Origin of the sequence: Haemophilus haemolyticus (genome assembly GCF_003490595.1) — a bacterium.
GTDB classification, from domain to species: Bacteria; Pseudomonadota; Gammaproteobacteria; order Enterobacterales; family Pasteurellaceae; genus Haemophilus; species Haemophilus haemolyticus_L.
This window is the reverse complement of record NZ_QQGY01000001.1, coordinates 163,419-178,985: the sequence shown is the minus strand read 5'-3', so window position 1 is coordinate 178,985 and position 15,567 is coordinate 163,419. Positions and strand designations below refer to the sequence as shown.

Genomic DNA, 15,567 nt, shown 5'->3' with positions numbered 1-15,567 from the left:
GATTAGCAGGTTTTTTTATTTATCATTTAAACGTAATTTCAAATCTTCAGCAGTTTGGCAAGTCTTAATCTTATCAAACACTTGGTTCGCTTCATCATATTCTTTATTCAAATAACGTAACCATTGTTTAATTCGTGCCACATGGTAAAAACCGCTGTCATATTCATTTTCAACATTAGCATATTTTTGCAAGATTTTTTGAATCTCACGCCAAGGCATTTTTTCTGCATTTGATTTCAGCACATGGCTTAAATTCGGAATATTCAACGCACCTCGTCCCACCATTAAATCTTGACAACCTGTTTGAGATAAGCAGTCTTGCCCATCTTGCCAATGCCAAATTTCTCCGTTAGCAATAACAGGAATGGATAAACGCTCTCGGACTTCACCAATTTTTTTCCAATTAATTCGATCAGCACGATAACCATCGGCTTTTGTGCGTCCATGAACTGTAATTTCGGTTGCGCCCCCTTGCTCTACCGCATCAGCGATTTCAAAGGCTTGAGAAATATCATCCCAACCTAACCGCACTTTTACACTAACAGGAAACTCATTGGGCACGACTTGGCGTAAGGCTTGAGTGGCACGATAAATCAATTCAGGCTGTTTCAATAATGCTGCACCACCATTACTGCCATTTACTGTTTTAGAGGGGCAACCACAATTTAAATCAATGCCATGAGAACCAAGATCGATCGCACGAATTGCATTTTCAGCAAGGCATTCTGGATGCTGCCCAAGCAACTGTACTCGCACAGGCGTGCCAGAAGAAGTAAAGCCCTGATTTTTTAATTCAGGGCATAAACGATAAAATACTTTTTCAGGAAGAAGTTGATCAACTACTCGGACAAATTCTGTTATACATAAATCGTAGTCATTTACTTCGGTGAGAAGTTGGCGTACAAAGGGATCTAAAACCCCTTGCATAGGCGCAAGAATAACACGCACTATTTCCAGCCTTTTGCTTTACAAATTAAATCGTAAGCAGCTTGAATCTGTTGAGTTTTTTCTTTTGCCATTTCCATCATTTCTGGCGGTAAACCTTTAGCCACGAGTTTATCTGGATGGTGTTCATTCATTAAACGACGATAAGCGCGCTTAACCGTGTTTTGCTCATCGGACTCAGTCACACCCAATACTTTATAAGCATCATTTAAAGTTGGGCCAGAAGCATGTTGGTAACCACCACTATTTTGTTGCTGATATTGGTAGCCACCTTGATAGGCACCTTGTTGATATTGATGATAAAAACCACCTTGAGTAAAAGCTCTAGCAGCCATTTCCATCGCAATCATTTGTTCAAATTGCATACGAGAAAGACCAAGTTCTTCAGCAATTACATAAAGCACTTCTTTCTCATTTTCGTGAAGTTCTGAATCGGCAAAAGCCGCTTGAACTTGCACTTGTAAGAACATTCGCAATAAATCAGCACGTTGCCCACAACCAATGCGAAATTCACGGATAACTTGGCGAATTGGGAAATCAGATTCTTTACCACGACGAAACGCATCTTGCGCTAATTTACGCCCCGCATCATCCAATTTAAGCTGAATCATTAATTGATTCGCTAATTGAATATCTTCTTCTGTTACGCGCCCTTTCGATTTACTTAAATGTCCTAACACCGCAAAGGTAGTTTGCATAAACAAGTCTTGACGCGTTGTTTTCTTTTTAAAGAAACTGGAACTTACCGAGCCAAGCTCATACAATTTTTTATCTGCAATAGAACCTAAAATAAGCCCAGCAATCGCACCAAAAAATCCACCAACTTTCCAACCTAAAAATACGCCTATAATTTTTCCAATAAATCCCATTCTTTCCCCTGTTAAGTCAAAGTGCGGTTATTTTTATAATGTTATTTATAATGATGACAAAAATTTATTTCTCAAGTTTTATACGCCAAATTCAGCACGATAAGCACGCATTTCTGACAAATGGCTACTATATCGAGGATCTTGTTCGATAAATTGCATCAAATCATCTAAATCAATGATTGATAGCACTTGGCATTGATAATCACGTTCTACTTCTTGAATTGCAGAAAGCTCGCCTTTTCCTCGCTCCTTACGGTTTAAGGCGATTAATACCGTCGCAAGCTCTGCCTTATTTGCACTGATTAATTCCATAGATTCACGGATCGCAGTGCCAGCCGTAATCACGTCATCCACAAGCAAAATTTTTCCTTGCAATGGGCTACCAATTAAATTGCCGCCCTCTCCGTGATCTTTCACTTCTTTGCGATTAAAACACACGGGTTTATCAATACCATAACGATTAAATAATGCCACCGAAACTGAAGTGCCAATTGGAATACCTTTGTAAGCAGGGCCAAAAACAACATCAAAATCTACCGCACTTACCTGAATTGCCGCAGCATAGAACTCGCCTAAACGCGCTAAATCTGCCCCCGTATTGAACAAACCCGCATTGAAGAAATACGGGCTTTTACGCCCTGATTTCAAAGTAAACTCGCCGAATTTCAATACATTTCTGCTTAAAGCAAATTCGATAAAATCGCGTTTATATTGTTCCATTTTTTAACCCCTATAAACTGTGTTTATAAGCCTAGCGCTTCGCGTTGAGCGATAAAAATTTGATTACAGCCTTGTTTCGCTAAATCTAATAATGTTAATAATTCTTCATGGCTAAATGGCTCGCCTTCTGCAGTGCCTTGCACCTCAATCATTCGACCATCTTCCATCATCACAACATTCATATCTGTTTCTGCTGCAGAATCTTCCACATATTCCAAATCACAAACGGCTTGCCCCTCAACAATCCCTACAGAAATTGCTGAAACCAATCCTTTAATTGGATTAGTTTTTAACGTGCCATTCTCAATTAAACCATTGATCGCATCACATAATGCGACAGCAGCACCAGTAATGGATGCGGTACGTGTGCCGCCATCTGCTTGAATAACATCGCAATCTAAAGTAATCGCACGTTCACCAAGAGCTTTGAGATCCACCATTGCGCGCAAAGAGCGGGCAATTAAGCGTTGAATTTCCATTGTGCGCCCACCTTGTTTACCTTTAGCCGCTTCACGTTGCATACGACTATGAGTTGAACGTGGCAACATTCCATATTCAGCCGTGACCCAGCCTTGCCCTTGTCCTTTTAAGAAACGTGGTACAGCATCTTCCACTGTTGCAGTACAAAGCACTTTGGTATCACCAAATTCAACAAGCACGGAACCTTCAGCGTGCTTGGTGTAATTACGGGTAATTTGAATTTGGCGGGGTTGATTATTTTCTCGATTATTTGGACGCATAATTATTCCTTGATAGATTTAGAACGATGTAATAAAAAAGCGCACTATTCTAGCACGCTTTAGTTTTCATTATTGGGTAGTTTTTTCAAAGTCACGAATTTTATGGAAAGTTTCGTTTAAATCTGCCGCAAAATTAATTTTTTGAATATCTGGCGAAGAATTAGATTTAACTAACATTCTCAACGGCTGGAATTGCATATTGCACAAGTAAAGTTGTTGATGCGGCAACATATGTTGAACAAATCGAGTAAGCGCATGAATTCCACCAGCATCAAGCACTGTCACTGCATCACATTGCAGCACAATATGTCTGATTTCATGATCGGTATGAACCGTTCTATCATGCAAATCCGCAAACAATTTATCCGCTGCAGCAAAGAAAAGCGGACCGCTAATTCGGTAAACCAAAACATCATCCAAATCTTCAGGCGCATTGTGTTCAATTGCTTTTGTCATCTCAGCAATCGTCCGAATAAACAAGAGACTTGCAAGCAACACACCCACACTAATCGCAATCACCATATCAAACAATACAGTCAAAATAAGACAAGTCAGCAACACCGCCATTTCATTTTTGCCTGAACGGCGAGTAAGGTGAATAATATCGTGCACACTTGCCATATTCCACGCCACCACCAACAACAAAGCAGCCATAGATGACAAAGGCAAATAAGAAAGGGCTTGTGAAAACAAAAGTAAAGCGAATAAAACAAGTATTGCGTGCACGACACTCGATATTGGCGATACTGCCCCTGATTTCACATTAGCCGCAGAACGAGCAATCGCAGCTGTTGCCGTAATCCCACCAAAAAACGGAGAAATGATATTCCCCAAGCCTTGTGCTAATAACTCGTTATTAGAGTGATGTTTAGTATCTGTCATATTATCTAAAATCACTGCACAAAGAAGTGATTCTATTGCGCCCAATACCGCCATTGAAAAAGCAGCAGGTAACAACGCTTGTAAACTATTAAAATCCCAATGAATTAATTGACCTTGCGCATCAGGAATATTCCACGGCAGAGAAAAATCTGGCAATACATTAGGTATTCCATGACCAATCGAACCATCAGGCAAAGTATATTGGAATGCAGATCCAATCGTCGACACCTCAAAACCAAAATGCTGTAATGCTAGAGCTAAAATTGTACCAATAATCACGGCAGGTAGATGTCCTGGCACAGCCAAACGCAATTTATGCCATTGAGTTAGGACTAATAGGGTTACAACACCAACCACTGCATTCGCCCAATTTATCGTAGGAAGTGCGGTAAAAATTGTTTGGATTTTTGCGAGATAATGCGCCGGCATTTTTTCTATGGAAAGCCCCAAAAAATCCTTAATCTGCAAAGTACCAATAGTAATGCCAATCCCACAAGTAAAACCTAAGGTTACGGGCAACGGAATATATTCAATTAAACGCCCTAGACGAAATAACGCCATCAAAACTAAAATGAGCCCCGAAAGCAACGTTGCCATCAAAAGACCACTTAGTCCAAATTGTTGAGTAACTGGGTAAAGAATCACAACAAAAGCGGCCGTAGGCCCAGATATATTAAAGCGAGAACCACCAGTCAGCGCGATAACGATACCCGCAATAATTGCCGTATAAAGACCATGTTGTGGCGGCACACCACTTGCAATAGCTAAAGCCATGGAAAGCGGAATTGCAATCACCCCCACGGTCAACCCTGAAATAATGTCGCGAATCAGCGATTTTTTCGAATAACCAAAACGAAAGGAATCTTTCAGCGCGCTAAAGGGTTTTACGGCTAAAAAAACATTTTTAGAAAATAACGCTTTAATATGCATAAAAAACTACAAACGATAAATAAAGTGCGGTTATTCTAGCGAAACTTTTAAAAGTTTTTTATGTTCTAGCGCAAAAAACTTGACTAAACTGGAGCAAATCTTTATAGTTTGCGCACCTTTTACGGTGAGATGTCCGAGTGGTTGAAGGAGCACGCCTGGAAAGCGTGTATGTGGGAAACTGCATCAAGGGTTCGAATCCCTTTCTCACCGCCACGAACCAATTCATTAACGTTCACCAACGTTCATATTCGATAACAAACTATTGATATTTCAATAAGTTATCGTTCACAAATATTTACTACTGTTTATTTCTGATTGCTTATAACCGCACTTTTTAGATCCCAGTTTAGATCCCTCACTGTTTAGGGCTTTTTTCGAGGGATCTAAAAAGTCATACATTTTATTTTATGAGATGATGACTTATGAGCAAGATTGTTAAACCACTGACAAATACCACTTTACAAAACCTTAAACCGATTTCCAAAGAATATATTAAATCTGATGGAAACGGGCTTTATATAAGAATAAAACCTAATGGCACTAAAATTTGGTACTTTGCCTATAAATGGCATAAGAAGCACAGAAAAATTAGTCTTGGTGCATTTCCTGATTTATCTCTTGCATACGCCAGGGAAATAGCTACAGAATATCGTGGACTGATTTTACGTAACATTGACCCGCTAGAATATCGAAACTCTTCTAATATAGAAGAAAAGAAAATAACCTTTGCAGAAATGGCGATTAGATGGCGTGATAAGCGTTTAAAATTGGGAAAACTTAAACCCGAAACAGTCAATGATGCTTTCCGCCGCGTGGAATTGCATTTATTTCCGAAAATAGCAGACTTACCTATTGAGCAAGCGAGTTATAAAACCTTTGAACCCGTATTATTGCCGCTTAAAAACTCAAATACGCTTTATAAGATAAACATTGCAATAAATCAGATTTTCAGAATGGCAGAGGATGAAGATTTAATAGTTAAGAATCCGTTTAGAAAAATTCATGATGAGTTTACTTATGTGGAAACTAAAAATCATCCGACACTTGCACCAGAAGAATTACCCCGCTTATTTGAAGTGATGCAAGGGGCAAATTTAGAAAAACCAACCGCACTTTTAATCGAATGGCAATTATTAAGCATTTTACGCAGTTCAGAGGCCGTTAGTATTGAATGGGCAGATATTGATTGGGATGCGAAAGCTCTACATATTCCCGCTGAACGAATGAAAGGCGGTAAGCGTTCCCATAGTGTTCCACTTTCTCGACAGGCTTTGAATATATTAGAGCAAATGCGCCGTTATAATGGCAATCGTAAATATGTGTTTTGTTCACGCATTGCACCTTATAATCGCCCGATGAATAGCGGTGCGGCAAATGTTGCTTTAAAGCGTATGGGATTTAAGGGGTTGTTAGTTGCTCACGGTTTACGCAGTATAGCAAGCACTTATTTACATGAATTAGATCGATTTTCTTCTGAAGCTATTGAGTTATGTTTATCTCACGAAAATCGGGGGAAAGTGCGCGCGGCTTACGATAAATCGAAAAAATGGCGTTCTAGACAAGAGATTATGCAGACGTGGGGGGATTATGTGGAGGAATGCAAAATAAAGGCGTTACGCACTTAACATTGAACGAAGCTCTTGTTTTTTATCGTCAGGCAGGTTCGTGATGATATATTTAAAATAATTCTGTTCTTCTAGTTTGCTAGGCTTTGTTGTGTGACTAAAGATTAAGTGTATGACGAATTTATGTGCACAATCCTTATTTTTACAGGTGCAATAAAGCTTAGTATATTCTTTATGTTCTCTTTTGCTTCTATTAATCACTGCCTTATAACCACAGATTTTACAAAAAATCATTTTTTCACGCTTCCTTAACTGAAATACTTTTCTTATTAATTCTCTCACGGAAAATTTAAAAAAATATTATAAATCAGATATTTACATTTCACTTCTTAATATATCACTTTTTCCTTAACTGAAAAACACTGAAAAAATGTGTAATTTTTACAGTTAAGAAAATTCAATAAATAAGCATCCAAAGCTAGATATAGCAAGGCTTTACGCAATTTTAAAGACTGAAAATTAACTGTAATTTCTTCAATTTTTAACGCAAATTCGGCGGGGGAGGAAGTGGATTTTCCGTGACGTTGAATTTTCCGTGGAAAATTTCCGTGGGCCCTGGTTGAAATGGTTACTTTTTATTCTCTTTTTGTGGATTCTAATTTCACAAACAAACTTTCTATTCAATCTATCACTAATCTTTTATTTTTTGCCTATCCAATGGGATGTATTGAGATTCCTAGGAATCCAATTTTTATAAGGAAAATATTTATGAATGAAAAAATGCCACAGGCGGAACGCTTCATAAAATTACCCGAAGTGATAAATAAAACGGGGCTAGGACGATCAAGCATTTATCGAAAAATGAATGCTGGCGATTTTCCCAGAAGCATTCAACTAAACAAAAATAACATCGTATGGCTTGAAAGCGAAGTAAATGCGTGGATGCAAGCACAGATAGAAAAACGTAACCAAAAGGAGAAGTAGAATGAAACTACAAAACCAAGATAAGCAAGCCGAATTAGAACAACTGATCGGCAATTTAAACGTTAGCAATCAAGTATTCTACGAAATACAAGATAAAGCCTTATCAATTAAAGAAAACATATCGCGCAATAAAAAACTCATTGAAGCCTTAGAAAGCGATAACCAAGAAGCACAGAAAGAAATAGACAATCTTCAAGTTAGCGACACTGGCGAGATTAATTTTGATGGCTTTGATGAACTTTCAGAACGAATCAGTAAAAACACCCGTAAAATCGACACAATTAGAAAAGTGGTTGAAAAATTCGAAATTCAATTAGAAATTCTTTTGATGACGGAATACGAACAACACCTAAAAATATGTAACGAGTCTGCCCGCAAATGTTTTTCACTTATTGGCGATGAGTTACTCAATGAATTTATTTCAGGCGGTATAGCAGAAGAATTAAGCCGAATACTTACTATTTTTGATAAAGGCGGAAGATATGCAGATGTTTTTAAATATTCAACGGATAGCAATATTCGCGATATTTTTATTGATGAATTAATAAAACTACTAAGACCTCGTATTAATGCGGGTTCAAATGTACAGGATCTAGGCGTTATATCGCCAGAAGTTAAACTATCTATCCCGATTCCTAGCTGCAGTTCATTTCAGAGAAATAAACATTTAGAAGAACTGAACAATAAACTAAATCAATACTAAGCCGTAGCCCTGTTAAAAACAGGGCTTTTTTTATGCCATTTTGAACTATTTGGGACGAATTTAGACGGCTTGAGACTATTCAGAATACTTATGATATGCTATCTTTATACTATATAAAAACACAGTAGAGGGCATGATTATGGGATTGTATTCAGCGGAACAAGACTTTCTCACTATTGAGCAATTTATTTCTAACTTCAAACGAGAACACGATAAAAAACTCTCAATTATTGATATTTTAGATTTTTTTGAAAATAAAAAAATCTCTTTGTTTTTATCGGTAAAAAAAGATGAAAACGAAATAAGAATTGCAAGTAGCACCTTTAAAAAAACTGAAATCAGTGCTAGACATAGTAGAGATCAACTAAATAAATCAACGCTGTTTCACTCTGATAAAAGAATGGAAAAGATGAATGATGGTTTATTTCAATTTAATAGAAAGGATTATATTAAAGAAGATTATACTTCATTATACAGTGAGAAAAATACATTCCATAACATATCAGGAATAACAAATAATAAACTATTCTATAAAAAACCGTCAGAAAAAACCTCAACTAATCTATATACAAATAAAAAAGAAAAGATAAATCTATGGGAAGAGCAAGAAATTCATATATTGGAAGATTGCTTTTATAGCGGTTACTTTAAAATCCCTCAAAGGCGAATAAATTTAGGATTCTTATTAAAACCGGAAATGATTCCAGAAAAAGTGCGGGTTATTATAGAACATTTATTACCTGAGTTAGAACTTTGTAGCCATTATGAGATCACAGGGAACGAGGATACAGAAGATGGTTATAAAACGTCTTTAATTAATATTTTCATTCCTAACTATTTAGATAAGCTAAAAATAGCACCGCTTAAGGACCTCTATATTTCAAAAGATGATATTGAAAAAATCAGAAAAGATCTAAATCTACTTTCTATTCTAGACACAAGACCGCCACAAATACCAGAAAAAATCACACAAGAAATAGGGAAACTTAAAGATGATAACGCATTATTATATTCAATAATTGATTCAAAAAATCAAGAAATCCTAGCACTAGAAGAAAAGAATAAAGAACTGATAAAACATAAAAATAAATCAGTCCTAATAGAAAGAGATAAGATGTTATCAAGTCATCAAACGATTATTAAAGGCTTATTATTAGTCATTGATAAAATGCACAATAAAAAACGGGTATTTACCTCTCCTAAAAAAAGAATCTCCCCTAATGAAATTAGCAAAGAAATTCTAACCATCATTGAGGAAAATCCTAATGATTTTCTAGATGAAAAAATTGGTGATAGCACAATCAGAAAATATTTACGAAATAGCCTAAAAGAAATAGAAGATAAATAATCAAAGATTATACCTAGAATAATGCAGTTATTCATTATTATCCTTATTGATGAATGGTTAAGGGTTTAATACAAAATCTCCTATATGTTCCCAGCACAGGAGATTTTTTTTACCCATAGTTATTTCAAGTCTATTTTTTAACCACTTACCAACTTCTCTATTTTTCACTTTTCACCCTTTTAAAAATCAATAGGTTACAAATTTATTTGGTATTTCGTTCCCTTTTTTGGTATTTGCCAACTTCTTTTTTATTCTTTTCCTACAATACTTTCCGCAATCAAACATAGACAAAGGTGAACGTTAATGAAGATTGCTCAGTACATATGCACACTTACTTATTCAAGAGGAATAACAAAATGAAAGATTCTCAAATAAAGCAATATGCAAGCCAACTTGTGACAAAATATCAAGGTCAACCAAGCAAACAGTCTGACGTTGTTCTATCTATCACACTAAATGAGAAAGCCCTACAAAGTCTAATGACAGATTTTAAGGCGCGCTCTGATTTTTTAGGGGAAGTTAACTGGCTCCCGGTCAAAAACGTTGAAGGAAAAAAATTCTTAGGTGCATTAAAAGGCACAACAACAGGACGCAAACAAGAGGGGCGAAATCGCTCTATTATGGAATATGGCGAAACTTACAAAACTTGCGAGATAGATAGCGGCGTGCAAATTAACTGGCGTTTAATTGATGAGCTTGAAGTCACTCAAGAAAACTTTGAAGAGCTTTTCACTCGGTTGACGGAAAACCAGTTTATTTTAGATATGCTGAAAATAGGCTGGCATGGTGAAAGCCAAGCGGTAAACACACAAGCCGAAGATTTATCAGATGTTACAAAAGGCTGGCTGGCACAACTGAAAGAACAAAACCCAGCGAATATCATTACGGGCGGAAAAAGTACGGGCAAAATTGTCTTATTTACTGAAAAAGCCGACTACAAAAATTTAGATGAATTAGCGACTGCATTGCGCAATAAATTGCCAGCAGAATATCAAGAACGCAATGATCTTGTATTTCTTGTAGGGGCTGAATTAGCCTCTAAAGCCAATGCCAACATTAAAGGTGCATACCTTTATTCTGAAAATAACGGCATGAATAATCTTTATTTATCAAATTATTTTGGCGGTATGCCTAGCATTATTCCGCCGCAATTCCCGAAAAAATGCGCCGTGGTTACCACGCTTAAAAATTTAAGTATTTATACACAAAAAACAAGCTGTCACCGCTCTATTTATAACGAAGAAAACACGGGCGACTATATTAACGCCTACTATCGCCAAGAGTGCTATGTTGTAGAAAACCTCAATTTAATGACGGCAATCGAGCATAAAAACGTGGTATTTGAAAATGAATAAAGCCTTATCTGTAATGACCGAGTTATCCCGCTTGCCAATTTCAACGCAACGCCGTTTTATTAATGAAATTGCGCGTGAACTTTTACAAGAGAAAATTCCGTTACATAGCTCAATTTTACCGAGATATGACGAACTCAACCATAATGAAAAAAGAACGTTCTATTTTGTTCTGATGGAATATATGGAAAAAGATAATGTAGGCAAAACCCTGATTAAATAAATAAAGTGCGGTCAATTCCGCACTTAAATAAAAGGAAAGAATATGACATTAAAAACCTTATTGACGATTCAAGAGCTTGAAGAAATGGGCATTGCCAAGCGCACAAAGATTTATTACATGATGAAGCGTGGCGATTTTCCGAAGCCGTTAAAATACGACAGAACCAACCGATGGGCGCGTGAAGATGTACAAGCCTGGTTAGATAAACAAAACCCAAACCGCAAACAAGAGGCGCAGCATGGCGGGCTTACGGCTTAATTGCCCTGAATGTGGTAAAGCGTTACAAATTCGTTCTTCTGTGCGACCGTGCGCAACGGTAACGATAGCTTATGTTTATTGCTCTCATTGCGAATTGAAAGGCGTTTATAAAGCAGGATTTGAACAAGGGCAATTTGCGCAATTCCAGCCAATTGAACAGCCACACCAATGGGCGCAAGACCGCCCACCCAAAAAATAAGGGCTTACCTCGAAAGATAAGCCCGTTCCCTATAACGACAATTTAAAGCGAATAATTCAATGAACTATTTAAACGACAATCTACCGTTTAATGCGGTAGCGTGCAACCTTTTTACACGTAAAAATAAACCATTTTTACAAAATGGCTTGACAGATAAAACGAGATTAAACTATATTAATCCCGCACTCGCAAAATCGAGAGCCAGCCGTGACAAGCTGAATTTATCAATGGCGAACAGTAGCACGCCATTTTTAACTCGTGCTTTTTTTGTTCGTAGCATTTACGCACCTATCCAAAATAATCTATCTTTTGATAGACTATTCTCAATGGTAGCGCGTAATGGGCAACCCTTAGCGGTTGGCTGTTTTCCATTGATAGCAGTTTGTCACCCTGTTACGTGCTACCGCCCGACCGTGACAAGTCTAGCGGTAGTTCTTGAAAATTTATCAATGGACACCGCAGAAATGATCTATAAATTTCTATGCGTTAATCGCACACACCCGCACTTTAATTTGTGCATTCAAACTATTCACGCCAACGCCGAAGAAAGCGCAAGATTAAGCCTTAACGCTGATTTTCGCCACCTCGTCACCGTTGCAAAAATCAACCCGAAATTTAACCGCACTTTAGCGATGAAAGGGGGGATTTATGCGTAATCTATCCCTTCATTTAATTGATGAAATTCAAAGCGAAATAACCCGATTTGATACGTTGAACACCTGTTTAGAAATGGTTGGCGCAACTTTTTATTTGAAAGATGAGAGCGAATTAAAGGGATTTATGCTGAATATGTCGCATTTTTATGCCTTACAGTGTGCGCATATTCAACAGAAATTAGATGAATGCTTTCCTCAAAAACAGCCTCAATCACAAGGGGGCGCGAAATGATGACGCATAAAATCACCTTACCAGACGGCACGATTATTGAAATTTTCACTAATGCCGATGAAGTGGGCCAAACTGATTTAGATGTTCAAGCATTATGGTGCGAGGCAGAACAGAAAGCGCAACGCAAAATGAAACTTGATGAACATATTAAACACAAGTCAATACAGCGTAAGAAAAAACGCCGCGCGCACCAAAAACAGGCAAGACGGAAACAACGCTAGGGGGAAATATGGAAAAGCAAACAGAAACCACCGAATTTTTATTAAATGAATTGGAGAGCCTGAAAGCCCGTGTGCAAGCAATAGAAAATCAATATGCGCAAGCAGATCAGATATGGACACCACTCGATATAGCTGCTTATGCAAAAGTTTCTTATGGTTATGTGATTCAAACCTTAATTAAATTGCCTGGTTTTCCCACAACGTTAGGCGACTCACGTCCACGCGCCCCGAAAAAATACCGCGCGGCAGAGGTTATCGAGTTTTTTAAGAATCGGAATAAGGCATAGGGGGAAAAGATGAGCTATAAAAAACACCCACCAAAAGCACCGCACTTTGACGAACAAGGGCGCGTAGCCTTTGAGCATATTCACGCATTAATTGGCAATAAAGCCTGGAATGCTTGGGGATTTGGTAAAGATAAAGGCAATGGCCTTGAATGGAGTTTATTGCGCGATAAATTAGGGCTTGAGCGTGATTATAAGCCGATAATTTTAGATGCGGAGAAGTTGGCAAATGCTGGCGATTATCAGATTTTAAAAGATGATGTGCACGCCGTGACATTTTACCGTTTTGGCAACGTGACAAGCGACCAAGAAAACGCGCTATTACTGGCTCTGGCGACAAATAGCAAAGTTAAAAAAGTGTTTTTCGCCGATAATCTAGGCGATAATTTGGAAGAATTAAGCCACCGTTTAGAAGATTTACGCAATAGTGCAGAATCCCGAAATTTAGCAGAAATGCGCGTGGAATATATGGATAAACCAGATGCGCCAAAACGTGAGCCTTATGTAGAGTATCGAGAAAACGGCAAAATTAAAGGGTTACATTACATCAAGCCTAAAGTTGATAATGATACTGGCGAAATCATTAAAGAGAATATGACATGGATTTGTGATGATTTGGCACTGGTTGGCGAGGGGAAAACGCAAGGCGGCGAATATTACTATCTTTTTCAATGGCAAAACCGAGATGAAAATAAACCGCGCACCGTTGCTATCGCCCGTGAAGATTTTGGCACAGATTCAGGCTGGAAGATGCTGAAAGCACAAGGCTTGAAAATGACACAAGGCTCAGGCTTAACACAACGCCTTACCGAGCACTTTCACTTTAACGGCGACCATTTCACACAGTGGACTATCACAAATGTGACAGGCTGGCTAAATGGGGCGTATTTATTACCGAATGGGGAAATTATTGGCACGCCACTTAAACCGATCTATTTTACCGACCGAAGCAGTTCAAGCCTCGGCTATACGACAAGCGGCACGCTTGCAGATTGGCAGCGAGAAATTGCGCAAAATGTACGTGGTAACGCCTCAATGATGATTGGCGTAGCGGTTGCGTTAGCTGCACCTATGCTTTCACTTTTAGGGCGGGAATCTTTTGGCGTGCATTTATTCGCGGAAAGTTCAAAGGGAAAAAGCACAACCCTAAATATTGCCAACAGTATTTACGGCAACCCCGAAAAAATAAAATTAAGCTGGAGCACCACCGCAACAGGCGTAAAAAATGAAGCAGCTGCACGCAATGACGGCTTTATTACTCTAGACGAAATCGGACAAGCCAAAGACGGAAAGAATCTAGAGACTATCGCCTATGATTTGTTTAATGAAACGGACAAAATCAGAGGCGAAAAAGAGGGCGGAAACCGACAAATAAAACGCTGGAAAGTATCCGCACTTTCGACAGGGGAAAAAGATTTAGAAACCCAGCTAAGACAGCAGGGCGCAAAGGTGCACGCAGGGCAATTAGTACGGCTTTTAAATGTGCCGCTTGAGGAAGCAAAGCATTTACACAACTTTCCCAATAATAAAGCGCACGCCGACCATTTAAACGAAAAAGTGCAAGAATGTTTTGGCGTAATTGGGCGCGAATGGATAGCCTTTCTTTCTAACAATGCGGATGCAGTGAAAAGCACCTATAAGATAATTCGCCAAAAATGGTTAGATTTATCTAATAATATGAGCGGACAAGTGCAACGTGTAGCGGGCGACCGTTTCGCCGTGCTAGAAACCGCACTGTATTTAGCCAAAGACTTAACCCAATGGACGGAAGAAGAAAGCGCACAAGCCATTTTAAAAAACTTTCTCAACTGGAAAGAAGAATTTGGCGAAAATAGCCGAGAAGAAACAAGTTTAATCAGAATTTTGACCGATTGGCTATTAGTCAATGAAGCAAGTTTCATTGAATATCCAGCGGATCCTAATGCAAGAACACCGATTAAAGTATCAGGTGTTAGAGTGTTGGCCAATGAAGCGAAAAAGGAAGAAGAGCATTATTTCATTTATCCTAAAATTTTTGATGAAATTATTGAGGGATTCCCTAAAAATATGGCGCACAGCATACTTTTTTCATCAGGGTTATTAAAAAAACCGAAAAAGCCCGAGAATGGCTATAATGAATACATTTTCAAAATATCGAAAAAGTATATAGGCAAAACGGTTAGGGCTTATAAAGTGATGCCATTTTCAGATGATGAAAGTGATTCAGAAAAAACCGAATAAAAATTAAAGCAAGGTTCGCTACCTTGCTTTTTTTATGTTTTAAAAGAATTTTTCTGCCAAAAGATAGGATTTTTATAGGAATCACAGGAATAAAATATCACATATCTTTATAAATCAATAACTTATAATAATAAAAAATTCCTATTACCTATCTAAAAATTCCTATTCAGTGGGTAAAAATTCCTATTTTTGCTCTTTTTGTTCCTATTGTACAAAAAACAGCCTTAAAAAATTCC

19 protein-coding genes and 1 tRNA gene are annotated in these 15,567 nt (G+C 37.9%); 14 read left to right on the top strand and 6 right to left on the bottom strand.

Features of this window, described 5'->3' with window-relative positions; genetic code table 11:
- Positions 1–15 precede the first annotated feature (15 nt).
- The 5 genes from dusC to dauA form a co-directional block, all read right to left on the bottom strand.
- Positions 16–948, bottom strand: a complete 933-nt coding sequence (gene dusC, locus DV415_RS00965) for a tRNA dihydrouridine(16) synthase DusC (RefSeq protein WP_118794378.1) — start codon at positions 946–948, stop codon at positions 16–18.
- Positions 948–1,814, bottom strand: coding sequence for a co-chaperone DjlA (gene djlA, locus DV415_RS00960; protein ID WP_118790391.1), 867 nt, complete (start codon positions 1,812–1,814; stop codon positions 948–950). The genes dusC and djlA overlap by 1 nt, the downstream gene beginning before the upstream one ends.
- A gap of 78 nt (positions 1,815–1,892) precedes the next feature.
- The gene (gene pyrE / locus DV415_RS00955; protein ID WP_118790390.1) at positions 1,893–2,534 is read right to left on the bottom strand and encodes an orotate phosphoribosyltransferase; all 642 of its coding nucleotides are present in this window, start codon (positions 2,532–2,534) and stop codon (positions 1,893–1,895) included.
- Positions 2,535–2,557: 23 nt separating this feature from the next.
- Entirely contained in the window at positions 2,558–3,274 is a 717-nt protein-coding gene (gene rph, locus DV415_RS00950) for a ribonuclease PH (RefSeq protein ID WP_118791484.1), read from the bottom strand.
- 69 nt (positions 3,275–3,343) lie between these two features.
- Entirely contained in the window at positions 3,344–5,086 is a 1,743-nt protein-coding gene (gene dauA / locus DV415_RS00945; RefSeq protein WP_118791483.1) for a C4-dicarboxylic acid transporter DauA, read from the bottom strand.
- A gap of 123 nt (positions 5,087–5,209) precedes the next feature.
- Between dauA and DV415_RS00940 the strand changes: the two genes are divergently transcribed.
- Positions 5,210–5,299 (top strand) — tRNA-Ser (locus DV415_RS00940).
- Between the two features lie 209 nt (positions 5,300–5,508).
- Complete coding sequence (locus DV415_RS00935; protein ID WP_118790389.1) at positions 5,509–6,711, top strand: tyrosine-type recombinase/integrase; 1,203 nt, start codon at positions 5,509–5,511, stop codon at positions 6,709–6,711.
- Here the strand turns inward: DV415_RS00935 and DV415_RS00930 are convergent.
- Complete coding sequence (locus DV415_RS00930; protein WP_118790388.1) at positions 6,700–6,945, bottom strand: ogr/Delta-like zinc finger family protein; 246 nt, start codon at positions 6,943–6,945, stop codon at positions 6,700–6,702. The genes DV415_RS00935 and DV415_RS00930 overlap by 12 nt on opposite strands.
- Before the next feature lie 474 nt (positions 6,946–7,419).
- On the opposite strand from DV415_RS00930, the gene DV415_RS00925 reads away from it, so the two are divergent.
- The 12 genes from DV415_RS00925 to DV415_RS00870 all read left to right on the top strand — a co-directional run bounded on the left by DV415_RS00925 (position 7,420) and on the right by DV415_RS00870 (position 15,331).
- Positions 7,420–7,635, top strand: a complete 216-nt coding sequence (locus DV415_RS00925; RefSeq protein ID WP_118790387.1) for a helix-turn-helix transcriptional regulator — start codon at positions 7,420–7,422, stop codon at positions 7,633–7,635.
- 1 nt (position 7,636) lies between these two features.
- Complete coding sequence (locus DV415_RS00920) at positions 7,637–8,338, top strand: hypothetical protein (RefSeq protein WP_118790386.1); 702 nt, start codon at positions 7,637–7,639, stop codon at positions 8,336–8,338.
- Positions 8,339–8,477: 139 nt separating this feature from the next.
- Complete coding sequence (locus DV415_RS00915) at positions 8,478–9,686, top strand: hypothetical protein (protein WP_118790385.1); 1,209 nt, start codon at positions 8,478–8,480, stop codon at positions 9,684–9,686.
- Between the two features lie 356 nt (positions 9,687–10,042).
- Positions 10,043–11,041 (top strand): phage major capsid protein, P2 family, encoded by a 999-nt coding sequence (locus DV415_RS00910; RefSeq protein WP_192879061.1) that lies wholly within the window; start codon positions 10,043–10,045, stop codon positions 11,039–11,041.
- On the top strand, positions 11,034–11,261 hold the full coding sequence (locus DV415_RS00905) for a hypothetical protein (protein ID WP_118790383.1): 228 nt from the start codon (positions 11,034–11,036) through the stop codon (positions 11,259–11,261). Before DV415_RS00910 ends, DV415_RS00905 begins: the two co-directional genes overlap by 8 nt.
- Before the next feature lie 42 nt (positions 11,262–11,303).
- Positions 11,304–11,519: a helix-turn-helix transcriptional regulator gene (locus DV415_RS00900; RefSeq protein WP_032823658.1), complete on the top strand. Its 216-nt coding sequence runs from the start codon at positions 11,304–11,306 to the stop codon at positions 11,517–11,519.
- Positions 11,500–11,718, top strand: coding sequence for a transposase (locus DV415_RS00895; RefSeq protein WP_118790382.1), 219 nt, complete (start codon positions 11,500–11,502; stop codon positions 11,716–11,718). The genes DV415_RS00900 and DV415_RS00895 overlap by 20 nt, the downstream gene beginning before the upstream one ends.
- Positions 11,719–11,777: 59 nt before the next feature.
- Positions 11,778–12,374 carry an ash family protein gene (locus DV415_RS00890; protein ID WP_118790381.1) on the top strand — a complete coding sequence of 199 codons (597 nt, stop codon included), beginning with the start codon at positions 11,778–11,780 and terminating at the stop codon, positions 12,372–12,374.
- A complete protein-coding gene (locus tag DV415_RS00885; RefSeq protein ID WP_105886806.1) occupies positions 12,367–12,606 on the top strand; it encodes a hypothetical protein in 240 nt (79 codons plus the stop codon). The genes DV415_RS00890 and DV415_RS00885 overlap by 8 nt, the downstream gene beginning before the upstream one ends.
- Positions 12,603–12,827, top strand: coding sequence for a hypothetical protein (locus DV415_RS00880; RefSeq protein WP_118790380.1), 225 nt, complete (start codon positions 12,603–12,605; stop codon positions 12,825–12,827). The genes DV415_RS00885 and DV415_RS00880 overlap by 4 nt, the downstream gene beginning before the upstream one ends.
- An 8-nt stretch (positions 12,828–12,835) precedes the next feature.
- A complete protein-coding gene (locus DV415_RS00875) occupies positions 12,836–13,114 on the top strand; it encodes a hypothetical protein (protein ID WP_118790379.1) in 279 nt (92 codons plus the stop codon).
- A gap of 9 nt (positions 13,115–13,123) precedes the next feature.
- Positions 13,124–15,331: a DUF927 domain-containing protein gene (locus tag DV415_RS00870; protein WP_118790378.1), complete on the top strand. Its 2,208-nt coding sequence runs from the start codon at positions 13,124–13,126 to the stop codon at positions 15,329–15,331.
- Positions 15,332–15,567 lie beyond the last annotated feature (236 nt).